6 protein-coding genes and 1 rRNA gene are annotated in these 13,527 nt (G+C 72.2%); 5 read left to right on the top strand and 2 right to left on the bottom strand.

What is annotated here, in order from left to right:
• Window positions 1-129 precede the first annotated feature (129 nt).
• Window positions 130-246, top strand: a 5S ribosomal RNA gene (gene rrf / locus AMK13_RS35615).
• 59 nt (window positions 247-305) lie between these two features.
• A complete protein-coding gene (locus AMK13_RS35610) occupies window positions 306-1,151 on the top strand; it encodes a phosphatase PAP2 family protein (protein WP_079272802.1) in 846 nt (281 codons plus the stop codon).
• Window positions 1,152-1,159: 8 nt separating this feature from the next.
• Here AMK13_RS35610 and AMK13_RS35605 read toward each other — a convergent pair whose 3' ends face one another.
• Together AMK13_RS35605 and AMK13_RS35600 are read right to left on the bottom strand one after the other, a co-directional pair.
• Complete coding sequence (locus tag AMK13_RS35605; RefSeq protein WP_049658771.1) at window positions 1,160-1,723, bottom strand: GPR1/FUN34/YaaH family transporter; 564 nt, start codon at window positions 1,721-1,723, stop codon at window positions 1,160-1,162.
• A gap of 304 nt (window positions 1,724-2,027) precedes the next feature.
• Window positions 2,028-4,589, bottom strand: a complete 2,562-nt coding sequence (locus AMK13_RS35600) for a SpoIIE family protein phosphatase (protein WP_074005704.1) — start codon at window positions 4,587-4,589, stop codon at window positions 2,028-2,030.
• A gap of 573 nt (window positions 4,590-5,162) precedes the next feature.
• Between AMK13_RS35600 and AMK13_RS35595 the strand changes: the two genes are divergently transcribed.
• The 3 genes from AMK13_RS35595 to AMK13_RS35585 all read left to right on the top strand — a co-directional run bounded on the left by AMK13_RS35595 (window position 5,163) and on the right by AMK13_RS35585 (window position 13,427).
• The gene (locus AMK13_RS35595; protein WP_074005718.1) at window positions 5,163-9,671 is read left to right on the top strand and encodes a hybrid sensor histidine kinase/response regulator; all 4,509 of its coding nucleotides are present in this window, start codon (window positions 5,163-5,165) and stop codon (window positions 9,669-9,671) included.
• Between the two features lie 293 nt (window positions 9,672-9,964).
• Window positions 9,965-10,603 carry a response regulator gene (locus AMK13_RS35590; RefSeq protein WP_049659044.1) on the top strand — a complete coding sequence of 213 codons (639 nt, stop codon included), beginning with the start codon at window positions 9,965-9,967 and terminating at the stop codon, window positions 10,601-10,603.
• Window positions 10,604-10,751: 148 nt separating this feature from the next.
• Window positions 10,752-13,427 (top strand): FtsK/SpoIIIE family DNA translocase, encoded by a 2,676-nt coding sequence (locus AMK13_RS35585; RefSeq protein WP_049659043.1) that lies wholly within the window; start codon window positions 10,752-10,754, stop codon window positions 13,425-13,427.
• The last annotated feature ends 100 nt before the right edge of the window (window positions 13,428-13,527 follow it).

Raw genomic sequence — 13,527 nt, 5'->3', positions numbered from 1 at the left:
GTGAGGGGTGGAGTTGACCGGTACTAATAGGCCGAGGGCTTGTCCTCAGTTGCTCGCGTCCACTGTGTTGTTCTGAAACAACGACCCGCCCGAATCTTGTCGGGTGTGCGGTTGACAGTTTCATAGTGTTTCGGTGGTCATAGCGTGAGGGAAACGCCCGGTTACATTCCGAACCCGGAAGCTAAGCCTTACAGCGCCGATGGTACTGCAGGGGGGACCCTGTGGGAGAGTAGGACGCCGCCGAACAATTATTCCGAAAAGCCCCTTCCCATCCGGGAAGGGGCTTTTTGCGTTACCCTCTGCCAATGCAGAACCTGACCCTGACCTGGCAGTCCGCCGGGGCCGTCTCCGTCGGCCTCTACGCGGGCGCGTACGCCGCGGCGAAGGGCCGGAAGCCGGCACTGTCCGCGCTGTTGCGGGAGGCCGGCACGCTGCTGGCGCTGTTCGCCCTCTGGCAGCTGGTCGGGCACCTCTCGGTGATGAGTACGGACCACGCGCTGGACCGCGCGAGCTGGATCCACCACACCGAGCAGGTGATCGGACTGCCGGACGAGGCCTCCTGGCAGAAGGCGGTCACGCCGTACCCGGTGCTGGTGAGGCTGGCGAACTACTACTACGCGGCCATGCACTTCGCCGTGATGCTCGGCGTCCTGCTCTGGGTGTTCGTGCGGCACCGCGAGCGCTACGCGTGGGTGCGCAACACGGTGGTGATCACGACCGCGGTCTGTCTGCTGGTGCAGTTCATCCCGGTGGCGCCGCCGCGGATGCTCCCGGAGAGCGGCTTCGTCGACGTGGCCGCCCAGTACGGGCAGTCGGTGTACGGCGGCGCGGTCGGCGGTGTGCTGGTGGCCGACCAGCTGTCGGCGATGCCCTCGGTGCACGTCGCCTGGTGCGTGCTGGCGGCGGTCGCGGTGATCCGGGTGTCGCGCAGTTCGCTGCGATGGGTGATGGTGCTGCACCCGGTGCTGACGGTGGCCGTGGTCGTGGTGACGGCCAACCACTTCTGGCTGGACGGCATTGTGGCGGTGGCTATCCTGCTCCTGGCCTACGCCGTGCTGGCGGTGGCGGCACGGCGCCGGGGCCGGGCCTCCGCCGGGACGGAGGTCCGGCCCCTCAGCGCCGCCGAGGAGCGGCTGGAGCAGGTGGGCTGAACCGACGGTCACTTGACCGGCAGGGCGAGCTTTCCCCAGGAGCCGTTGCTCAGTGCGGAGGTGGCCCGGTACCAGGCGGCGAGCCCGGAGGCGGCCGCGATCCAGCCGCCGGTCTTGGCCAGGCCGCCGTAGCCGCCGAAGCTGGCGACGGCGGAGAGCACCAGGGAGACCGTCAGCAGGCCGTAGACGGCGCGGCCGAGCAGGCCGGCGCCCCAGCTCGCGGCGGTCAGGGTGAGGCCGAGCAGGGCCCACAGCAGCAGGAAGAGGCCGGCGGCGTTCTTGCCGGCTCCGCCGGCCGCGGACCAGGCCGCCCAGAAGGCGCCGAGGCTGGTGAAGGCGGTTCCGGTGAAGCCCTCGCCGCCGCGGAGCTGCCAGAGGCCCGCGATGAAGAGGGTGACGCCGCCGAGGAGGAGGGCGAGGTCGGCCGCGTTCCCGACTCCGGCGCCGTGCAGGACGCCGGTGGAGAGCAGGCCGTAGGCGAGCAGTGTGAGACCGAGCGCGAGGTAGCCGAGGTTACCCGCGTCGGCTCCGGTGGAGCGGGCGTTCGTTGCCCCGGTAGCTTCGTTGCTCACCGGAGGCTCCTTTCACTCTGGGCGCGCGCAGGGCGCAGTGACGCTGTGGTGTCGTCCGGATGAGTGCAGAGAGGTGGAGAGAAGGAGTGGGGATGAGGGCCGCGCGCGACCGCGCCGAGGGCGCACGGCTGTGAGCGTGCGCGGCTGCGGTCGAAGGTGATGGGCCGGCGGACGTGGTGGGCCGGCGGAGAGCCGCCGGTCACGTCCCGGCCGGGGGATTCCCCGGTGGGATCGGTCTACCCGGCCGAACGCGCTTGTACCATTGTGAATATAACAATTTGTGACTGCGTCAGCGGATGACCGCTCACACCTGACGCCGGGTGGGCACCCGCAGGGTCAGGATCGCCATGTCGTCGGACGGCGGCTCCGGGGCGAAGCGCTCGACCGCGCGCTGCACCCGAGCCGCGACCGCTCCGGCCGTCAGCCCGGTACAGCCGGTGAGCACCTCGGCGAGGCCGTCGTCGCCCAGCATCCGCCGGCCCTCGCGGCGTTCGGTGACCCCGTCGGTGACGCAGAGCAGGACCTCGCCGGGCGCGAGCACCAGGCGCTCGGCGGTGAGGTCGAGGTCGTCCATGACGCCGAGCAGCGGCTGCGGGGTGGCGGCGCGGTCGACCTGGCCGTCGGTGCGCAGTCGCAGCGGCAGCGGATGGCCGGCGCAGACCAGGGAGAGCTCGGTGCTGCCGTCCGGAAGGGGCGTCAGCTCGCCGTAGAGCAGGGTGAGGAAGCGGCTGCGCGAACCCTCGTCCAGGATGGCCGCGTTGAGCCGGCGCAGCACCTGCGGGGCGTCCAGGCCCTCGCGGGCGAGCAGCCGCAGTGAGTGCCGGGCCAGGCCGGTGACCGAGGCGGCCTCGGGGCCGGTGCCGCAGACGTCGCCGATGGCGAAGCCGTAGGTACCCTCGCGGATGGTGAACAGGTCGTAGAAGTCGCCGCCGACCTCGTTGCCCTCGCCGGCCGCCTGGTAGTAGACGTCCACCTCGACGCCGGGGATCTCCGGCAGGTCCGGCGGGAGCAGGCTGCGCTGGAGGGCCTGGCTGGTGGCGGTGCGCTCGGAGTAGAGGCGGGAGTTGTCCAGGGCGAGGGCGGCCCGGCGGGAGAGGTCCTCGGCGAGTTCGAGGATCTCCTGGCGGAACCGGACGCCGGCCGGGACGCCGAGCACCAGCAGGCCGATGACGCGGTTGCGGGCGGTCAGTGCGAGGACGACGGTCTCGCCGAGCAGGCCGGCCAGGTCCGGGCCGTCGGTGAGGCCGCCGGCCTCGGCGGTCTCGGCGGGGGCCGTCCAGAACCGGACGCCGTGCGAGGGGCCGGCCTCCGGGACGGGGGTCTTGTCGAGCAGGGCGCGCAGCGGGTCGATGCGGTCCTCGTCCTCGTGCAGGACGAAGGCGAGCCGGGCCGGGGAGGAGTGGTCGGCGGTGGTGTAGACGGCGCACCAGGAGGCGAGGGTGGGGACGGCCATCTGGGCCATCAGCGCGAGGGTCTGCTCGTGTTCGAGGGTGCCGGCCAGCAGGTCGGAGGCCTCGACCAGGAAGGAGAGCGAGCCGCGGCGCAGCTGTTCGAGCTCGGTCAGCCGGGTGCTCTCGACGGCGAGGGCGACCCGGTCGGCGGCGAACTGGAGGCGCAGCGCGTCCTCGTTGTCGTAGCGGCCGGGCACGGCGGCGGCGATGCCGAGCGAGCCGATCAGCCGGCCCTCGACCTTGAGCGGGACGGTGATCAGGGAGCGCATGCCGCTGTCGGAGAGCAACGGCAGGCCGGTGGGCCGGGTGGCGAGGTCCTCGTGGACGGAGGGCAGCCGGGCGGAGTCGTAGCGGTTGCCGGTGCCGACCGGGAAGCGGGCGTGCCGGCGGTGCCCGGAGGTGAGGCCGGTGGCGGCGCGGACCTCGAACTCGGCCTCGTCGTCGGTGGTGAGCAGCAGGTACGCGGCGTCGCCGTCGAGCAGGTCGCGGGCGCGTTCGACGGTGCGCTGCAGCAGGGTGTCGAGGTCGTCGGTGGCGACCGGGCCGGCCAGCAGGTCGAGCCGGGGGCCGGCCGGGTCGGGGCGCTCGCCGGGCAGGGCGCGGGCGGGGGAGCGCAGCACCGCGCGGTCGGGTTCGAGGACGAGCAGGCAGAGGGTGGAGGGGACGCCCTCGGTGTCGCGCAGCCGGACCTGGACGCCGTACACCTCGACCTCGCGGCCGTCCTGGCGGCGGACGCCGTAGCCGCCCTCCCAGCGGGCCATCCGCAGGGTGTCGGTCAGGCCGAGGCCGCGGGTGGGGGCCTGCGGCCAGACCGCGAGGTCGGCCCAGGGGCGGCCGAGGACGGCGGCGGCGGGGTGCTGGAAGAGCGCCTCGGCGTCCGGGTTCCAGGCCAGCACCCGGCCGTCCTCGTCGAGCTGGACGACGGCGACGTGCACCGGGCCCGGACCGCTGGGCAGGTCGCTGCCGGGGGTCGCGGGAACGGCGTAGCGGGTGCCGGACACGTGTACGGGCAGGGCGAGGCGGAACCAGACGGTCTTGCGGCCGGCCGCGTACTCGACGCCCCACCGTTCGGCGAGGGCGGAGCACATCAGCAGGCCGCGGCCGCCCTCGCCGTCCGGGTCGGCGTAGCGGTCGGAGTCGACGACCGGACCGTCGCCGAGCGAGGGCAGGCCGCGCTCGGGGTGGTGGTCGGTGACCTCGATCCGGACGCTCTCCTCCTCGCGCAGGCAGCAGACCTCGGCGGCGGTGCCGGCGTGCACGACGGCGTTGGTGACGAGCTCGCTGACCAGCACGACCGCGTCGTCGACGACCTCGGGCAGCCCCCAGCCGAGCAGCGCGTCCCGGACGAAGCCCCGTGCGGCGGCCGCGGACCGGCCGTCGGGGTCGAAGGTGGCGGCTGCGCGCGCGGTGACCACGTTGCCACTTCTCCTCTGCTGCTCTTGCCCTGGCTGTCCGGGGGCGCGGCGCCGACTCCCCGTGCGCGCCGTCGGGGTGAGCGGCGGCGCTGGGTCGGGCCGTGGCCCGGTGCAGCGCTCCACCCTACTTTCCGCTTGGTTCCCCGTGGGGGCGGGGAGTCGAAACTGGCACCAGAGGGTGATTCTGCCCACCTGTTTCGGACGGTGCGGTACGAACCGAGCGCAACCGGCCCTTCACCCGGTGCCGGTGCTGCCAGACTGGGGGGTCCGCGACGGCCGGTGGGAGCAGTACGGTCGTCGGGGTGCCGGCGCGCCGCGGGCCGCCGGTACGCAGCCCGACCGGGCCGGTGCCCGGGTGCGTGCCGCACCGGCACGGGTCGGTCACCGGACAGTTCACGATGTGGGAGGGGCCCGTTGAGTTCGGCCACCAAGGACGCAACCGGAACGACGCCGCCCGCCCCGCGCGGTGGGCGCCCCGGGGCCGCGCCGCGGAACGCGGCCGGTCGGCGGGTGAGTCACAACCGTGGCGCGGAGCCCGCCGAGCTGCGCAAGCTGCTGTCGGCGCTGACCGCGATGCGGGACGGCAACTTCCGCCGCCGGCTGACCGTCCCCGGGGACGGGCCGCTGGCCGAGATCGCCGCGGTCTTCAACGAGGTCGCCGAGCGCAACCAGCACCTGACCGGTGAGCTGGCGCGGGTCCGCCGGGCGGTGGGCCGCGAGGGCCGGCTGAACGAGCGGCTGGAGACCGGCGCGGGCGAGGGCGCCTGGATGGCGGCGGTCGACAACTGCAACGCGCTGATCGACGACCTGGCCCGCCCGATGGCCGATGTGGGCCGGGTGCTCACCTCGATCGCCGAGGGCGACCTGGACCAGAAGATGGAGCTGCGCTCGCTGCACAGCAACGGGGTGAGCCACCCGCTGCGCGGCGAGTACCTGAAGATCGGGCGGACCGTCAACGGGCTGGTGGACCAGCTCTCCGAGTTCACCGACGAGGTGACCCGGGTGGCCCGCGAGGTCGGTACCGAGGGCAAGCTCGGCGGCCAGGCCAAGGTCCGCAGCGTGTCCGGGAGCTGGAAGGACCTGGCGGACTCGGTCAACACCATGGCGGGCCGGCTGACCGCCCAGGTCCGCAACATCGCCCAGGTGACCACGGCGGTCGCCAAGGGCGACCTGTCCCGCAAGGTCACCGTCGAGGTGGCCGGCGAGATGCTGGAGCTGAAGAACACCGTCAACACGATGGTGGACCAGCTGAACGGGTTCGCCGCGCAGGTCACCGGGGTGGCCAGGGACGTGGGGACGGAGGGGCGGCTCGGCGGGCAGGCCCAGGTGCCGGGCGTGGCCGGGGTCTGGCGGGACCTGACCGACTCGGTGAACTTCATGGCCGACAACCTGACCGGCCAGGTGCGCAACATCGCCCAGGTGACCACGGCGGTGGCGCGCGGGGACCTCTCGCAGAAGATCGAGGTGGACGCGCGCGGCGAGATGCTGGAGCTGAAGAACACCATCAACACGATGGTCGACCAGCTCTCCGGCTTCGCCGAGCAGGTGACCAGGGTGGCCCGCCAGGTGGGCACCGAGGGGCGGCTCGGCGGGCAGGCCCAGGTGCCCGGGGCGGCCGGGGTCTGGCGGGACCTGACCGACAACGTCAACTTCATGGCGAACAACCTCACCGATCAGGTGCGCAACATCGCCCAGGTGACGACCGCGGTCGCCAAGGGCGACCTGTCGCAGAAGATCCAGGTGGACGCGCGCGGGGAGATCCTGGAGCTGAAGAACACCATCAACACGATGGTGGACCAGCTGGGCGCCTTCGCGGACGAGGTCACCCGGGTCGCCCGGGACGTCGGCACCGAGGGCATCCTCGGCGGCCAGGCCAGCGTGCCCGGCGTGGCCGGCATCTGGAAGGACCTGACCAACTCCGTCAACCTGATGGCCAACAACCTGACCAGCCAGGTCCGGAACATCGCCGAGGTGACCACGGCGGTGGCGCGCGGCGACGTCTCCAAGAAGATCACCGTCGACGCCCGGGGCGAGATCCTGGAGCTGGTGACGACCGTCAACACCATGGTCGACCAGCTGTCGGCGTTCGCCGACGAGGTGACCCGGGTGGCCCGCGAGGTGGGCACCGAGGGCATCCTGGGCGGCCAGGCCCGGGTGCGCGGGGTGTCGGGCATCTGGAAGGACCTGACCGACAACGTCAACTTCATGGCGTCGAACCTGACCGGACAGGTGCGCAACATCGCCGAGGTCGCCGGTGCGGTGGCCCGCGGCGACCTCTCCAAGAAGATCGCGATCGACGCGCAGGGCGAGGTGGCGGCGCTCGCCGCGACCCTCAACACCATGGTCGACCAGCTGTCCTCCTTCGCGGTGGAGGTCACCCGGGTGGCCCGCGAGGTGGGCACCGACGGCACCCTGGGCGGCCAGGCGAGCGTGCCGGGCGTGGCCGGCATCTGGAAGGACCTGACCGACAACGTCAACCTGATGGCCAACAACCTCACCGGCCAGGTGCGGAACATCGCACTGGTGATCACCGCGGTGGCCCGCGGCGACCTCTCGCAGAAGATCGACGTCGACGCGCGCGGCGAGATCCTCCAGCTCAAGACCAGCATCAACACCATGGTCGACCAGCTCTCCGCGTTCGCCGACGAGGTCACCCGGGTCGCCCGCGAGGTGGGCACCGACGGACGGCTCGGCGGCCAGGCCCGGGTACCCGGCGTGGACGGCACCTGGCAGGACCTCACCGAGTCGGTGAACGAACTGGCCAACAACCTGACCCGGCAGGTGCGCGCGATCGCCCAGGTCGCCACCGCGGTCACCAGGGGCGACCTGAGCCTGCGGATCGACGTGGACGCCGCGGGCGAGCTCGACGAGCTCAAGGACAACATCAACCAGATGATCGCCAACCTGCGCGAGACCACCCGCACCAACCAGGAGCAGGACTGGCTCAAGACCAACCTGGCCCGGATCTCCGGCCTGCTCCAGGGCCGCCGGGACCTGGAGGCCGTCGCCTCGCTGATCATGACCGAGCTGACCCCGGTGGTCTCGGCCCAGCACGGCGCCTTCTTCCTCGCCCAGCCGGCCGGCCGCACCGCCGAGCTGATCACCGAGGACGACGACGAGAACGACACCGTGCTGCGCCTGATCGGCAGCTACGGCTACCAGCGGCGGGCGATGCCGACCACCTTCCGGCCCGGCGAGTCGCTGATCGGCCAGGCCGCGGTGGAGAAGCGGGCGATCATCCTCAAGGAGGCGCCGCCCGGGTACCTGAAGATCGCCTCCGGCCTCGGCGAGGCCTCCCCGGCCCACATCGTGGTGCTGCCGGTGCTGTTCGAGGGCCGGCTGCTGGGCGTGATCGAGCTGGCCACCTTCAGCTCCTTCACCACCGTCGCGCTGGACTTCCTGAACCAGATCGCCGACCTGATCGGCGTCACCGTCAACACCATCAGCGTCAACACCAAGACCGAGGGCCTGCTGCTGGAGTCCCAACGACTGACCGCCGAACTCTCGATGCGGTCCGCCGAGTTGGAAGCCCGCCAGGAGGAACTGGAGCGCACCAACGAGGAGTTGCAGGAGAAGGCCGAGCAACTCGCCCAGCAGAACCGCGACATCGAGATCAAGAACGGCGAGATCGAGGAGGCCCGGCAGGTCCTGGAGGAGCGCGCCGAGCAGCTCGCCCTGGCCTCCCGGTACAAGAGCGAGTTCCTCGCCAACATGTCGCACGAGCTGCGCACCCCGCTCAACTCGCTGCTGATCCTGGCCAAGCTGCTCTCCGACAACAACGAGGGCAACCTCTCGCCCAAGCAGGTCGAGTTCGCCGACACCATCCACGGTGCGGGCTCCGACCTGCTCCAGCTGATCAACGACATCCTCGACCTGTCCAAGGTCGAGGCCGGGAAGATGGACGTCCGCCCGGCCCGGATCGCCCTGGTCCAGCTGGTCGACTACGTCGAGGCCACCTTCCAGCCGGTCGCGCTGGACAAGAACCTGGACTTCGCCGTCCGGGTCTCGCCCGCCCTGCCGGTCACCCTGCACACCGACGAGCAGCGGCTCCAGCAGGTGCTGCGCAACCTGATCTCCAACGCGGTGAAGTTCACCGACGCCGGAGCCGTCGACTTCTCGATCCGCCAGGCCGGCCGGGAGGTCCCGCAGCACGTGCGCGAGCGGCTGCTGGAGTCCGGCTCGATCCAGGGCCCGGACGACGAGCTGATCGCCTTCTCGGTCTCCGACACCGGCATCGGCATCCCCGACAACAAGCTGCGGGAGATCTTCGAGGCGTTCAAGCAGGCCGACGGCACCACCAGCCGCAAGTACGGCGGCACCGGCCTCGGCCTGTCCATCAGCCGGGAGATCGCCCGGCTGCTCGGCGGCGAGATCCACGCCGAGAGCGAGCTGGGCAAGGGCTCGACCTTCACGCTCTACCTGCCGCTGCGCACCGAGGCCCCGGAGCCCGTCGGCGACCCGCGCCAGGGCGCTCCGGGCAGCCTGGCGCCGCGGGCCTCGGTCGGGGTGACCCCGGTGGGCCTGCCGGTGCCGGTCGGCGAGAACCCGGCCGACCACTGGGCCCAGGAGGTCCGCGAGCTGGCCGAGGAGCGCCGCCGCGGCGCGGTGGAGCGCCGGCGCAGCGCCGCCCTGGAGAGCGCCGCCGGGCCGCGGACGGTGGAGCCCGTACCGCCCCGCCCGGCCGGCGGCGGCCGCCGCTTCGACGGCCAGCAGGTGCTGATCGTGGACGACGACGTCCGCAACGTGTTCGCCCTCACCAGCGTGCTGGAGCAGCACGGCCTGACCGTCCTGTACGCGGAGAACGGCCGCGAGGGCATCGAGATGCTGGAGCAGCACGAGAGCGTGGCGCTGGTCCTGATGGACATCATGATGCCGGAGATGGACGGCTACGCGACCACCGAGGCGATCCGCCGGATGCCCCAGTTCGCCGGCCTGCCGATCATCGCGCTGACCGCCAAGGCGATGAAGGGCGACCGGGAGAAGTCGCTGCAGGCGGGCGCCACCGACCACATCACCAAGCCGGTGGAGACCGACCACCTGCTGTCGGTCATGCACGAGTGGTTGAGCGGCGACCGGGCGTGACCCGGGGGGAGGCGTGAACCCCGGCCCGGGCCCCGGGGTTCACGCCGGTCGGTCGGCCGGTTTGCTGGTGGTCGGGCCCGGGAACCCGGTAGGGTCACCGATCGTTGCGAACAGTGACCGGACGGCAACACGCTGGTGAGCGTGCGCCGGAGCACTGACTGCGCGCCGCCCCGGATCGGGTCACGACGGGGCGATGTGCCGGGCGAGGGGGTGCGGCTAGCATGACCGGGGTAGCGGTGGGCAGTACGCGGGTGCCTGCACCGGGCGGCAGGCAGGCGACAGGAGGGCGAGCCCTGATGCAGAAGGCCAAGATCCTCCTGGTCGACGACCGACCGGAGAACCTGCTGGCGCTGGAGGCGATCCTCTCGGCGCTGGACCAGACGCTGGTGCGCGCGGCCTCCGGTGAGGAGGCGCTCAAGGCGCTGCTCACCGACGACTTCGCGGTGATCCTGCTGGACGTGCAGATGCCGGGGATGGACGGCTTCGAGACGGCCGCCCACATCAAGCGCCGGGAGCGCACCCGGGACATCCCGATCATCTTCCTGACCGCGATCAACCACGGTCCGCACCACACCTTCCGCGGCTACGCGGCCGGCGCGGTGGACTACATCTCCAAGCCCTTCGACCCGTGGGTGCTGCGCGCCAAGGTCTCCGTCTTCGTCGACCTGTACGCGAAGAACTGCCAGCTGAAGGAGCAGGCGGCGCTGCTGCGCCTGCAGCTGGAGGAGGGCGGCGGCGAGCAGGCCCTCGGCGGGGCGCTGCTGGGCGAGCTGTCCGCGCGGCTGGCGGCGGTCGAGGAGCAGGCGGAGGCGCTCGGCAAGCAGCTGGACGGGGGCGAGGACGCCGGGGTGGCCGCCACGGCCGCGCACCTGGAGCGCAAGCTCGCGGGGCTGCGCCGGGCCCTGGACGCGATGCGTCCGGGCAGTTCCTGACCCGCGGCCGGCGTTCACCCGTCCGGGTGGTCCGGTGTGCTGCGACCGGGTGAATCCCGGTCAGGGTGACGGTGTGTCTGCGACACGTCCGGGCGCCCGGGCTCGGGCACATGTGCACTGGTCGCCCGCCCCGGTAGGCTGCTGACCCATGGCCACTCGCACGCCCGGGAACGCAGCACGTAAGACGAGTCCGGGAGCGTCCAGGAAGGCCGCGGCGAAGGCCCCGGGCAAGCCGCCCGCGAAGAAGGCGGCGGCGAAGAAGGCGGCCCCCGCGAAGAAGGCCGCGGCCAAGCAGGCCCCGCCCCCGCCGAAGCCGTCCAGGTCGGTGCTGATGGGCACGCTCAACGCCCTGGGCAGCCCGATCGCCGCGATCTTCCGGGGCTTCGGCGACGGGGCCAAGAACCTGCACCCGGCCCACCGCAAGGACGGCGTGGGCCTGCTGCTGTTCGGGCTCGCGCTGGTGACCGCGGCCGGCACCTGGTTCAGCCCGCAGGGCTGGCTGGGCGAGGGCGCCACCGCCGTGGTGTCCGGGCTGTTCGGCCGGCTCGACGTGCTGGTGCCGTTCCTGCTGGCCGCGATGGCGATCCGGCTCTGGCGCCACCCGGAGCTGCCGGAGGCCAACGGCCGGATCATGATCGGGCTGAGCGCGCTGCTGGTCGGCGTCCTCGGCCTGGTCCACATCGGCTGCGGCGCGCCCATGATGGGCAGCGGCGCGTCCCGGATACGGGCGGCCGGCGGGATCATCGGCTGGGCCGTCTCCACCCCGATGATGGCCGCCGCCGGACCGGCGCTCGCCGTGCCGCTGCTCCTGCTGCTGGCCTTCTTCGGCCTGCTGGTGGTCACCGCCACCCCGATCAACCGGATCGGCGACCGGGTGCGCGGGGTCGGCATACGGCTCGGCGTGGTCGAGCCCGGGCCCGAGGACGAGCAGCTCTGGGGGCGCACGCCGGAGCGTGAGCTGTCCACCGACCCGCCGGAGGACGCCGACCCCGACGCCCTGCCGTTCACCGTGGACACCGGCAGTGACGACCCCTCGGACGAGGTGGCCGCCCGCCGGCGCCGCCGTCGCCGCAAGCAGACCGACGAGCCGGAGGACGCCGAGCGGATCTCCCTCGACAAGGAGCCGCTGGACCCGTACGCCACCCGCGACCTCGCCGCCGGCGCGGCCGCCGACCTGGACGGCGCGCTGGTCTACGGCGTGCCCGCCTCCTCCGCGGTGGCGGACATGATGCACCAGGTGCAGGACCGCACCGCCCCGCCGGAGGAGGCCGCCGTCCCGGCCGCCCGCAGCGGCGGGCCGGGCGCGCCCGAGGAGCACGGCGCGGCGCCGGTGCGGATGGAGCAGCTCCAGCTCGGCGAGGGCGTCACCTACGCGCTGCCCTCGCTCGACCTGCTGGAGCGCGGCGGCCCGGCCAAGGCCCGCAGCGCCCTCAACGACGAGGTGGTCGCCCAGCTCACCGGCACCTTCGCCGAGTTCAAGGTGGACGCCAAGGTCACCGGCTTCACCCGGGGCCCGACGGTCACCCGCTACGAGGTCGAGCTCGGCCCGGCCGTCAAGGTGGAGCGGATCACCGCGCTCGCCAAGAACATCGCGTACGCGGTGGCCAGCCCGGACGTGCGGATCATCAGCCCGATCCCGGGCAAGTCCGCGGTCGGCATCGAGATCCCCAACCGGGACCGCGAGATGGTCAACCTCGGCGACCTGCTGCGCTCGCGCACGGCCGCCGAGGACACGCACCCGATGGTCGTCGGCATGGGCAAGGACGTCGAGGGCCACACCGTGATGGCCAACCTCGCCAAGATGCCGCACATCCTGGTGGCCGGCGCGACCGGCGCCGGAAAGTCCTCCTGCATCAACTGCCTGATCACCTCGATCCTCGCCCGGGCCACCCCCGACGAGGTGCGGATGGTGCTGGTCGACCCCAAGCGGGTCGAGCTGACCGCGTACGAGGGCATCCCGCACCTGATCACGCCGATCATCACCAACCCCAAGAAGGCCGCCGAGGCCCTCCAGTGGGTGGTGCGCGAGATGGACATGCGCTACGACGACCTCGCGGCGTTCGGCTTCCGGCACGTGGACGACTTCAACGCCGCCGTGAAGGCCGGCAAGGTCACCCCGCCGCTCGGCAGCGAGCGCGAGCTGAGGCCGTACCCGTACCTGCTGGTGATCGTCGACGAGCTGGCCGACCTGATGATGGTCGCCCCGCGCGACGTCGAGGACTCGGTGGTCCGGATCACCCAGCTGGCCCGCGCGGCCGGCATCCACCTGGTGCTCGCCACCCAGCGGCCCTCGGTGGACGTGGTCACCGGCCTGATCAAGGCCAACGTGCCGTCCCGGCTGGCCTTCGCGACCTCCGCGATGGCCGACTCCCGGGTCATCCTGGACCAGCCCGGCGCGGAGAAGCTGATCGGCAAGGGCGACGCGCTCTTCCTGCCGATGGGCGCGAGCAAGCCGATCCGGATGCAGGGCGCGTTCGTCACCGAGGCGGAGATCGCCAGGGTGGTGGAGCACTGCAAGGACCAGCTGAGCGCCGTCTACCGGGACGACGTGATGGTCGGGGCCGGGCCGAAGAAGGAGATCGACGAGGAGATCGGCGACGACCTGGACCTGCTGGTCCAGGCGGCCGAGCTGGTGGTCTCCACCCAGTTCGGCTCCACCTCGATGCTCCAGCGCAAGCTCCGGGTCGGCTTCGCCAAGGCGGGCCGGCTGATGGACCTGATGGAATCGCGCGGGATCGTCGGCCCGAGCGAGGGCTCCAAGGCCCGCGACGTGCTGGTGAAGCCGGAGGAGCTGGACGGGGTGCTGATCACCCTTCGGGGTTGACGGTCGGCCCCCGGGGCCGGCGGCCCGTGTCCTGACCGAGGTGTCACTCGTTCGGAGGAGGGTAGGCGCCGTGTGGGGAACCGAACGTCCGTACGCCGCG

The sequence above is a fragment of the Streptomyces sp. CB02056 genome (assembly GCF_001905545.1).
Taxonomy (GTDB): Bacteria; Actinomycetota; Actinomycetes; order Streptomycetales; family Streptomycetaceae; genus Kitasatospora.
The sequence above is the reverse complement of the archived record's forward strand: the minus strand, read 5'-3'. Positions and strand labels throughout refer to the sequence as shown.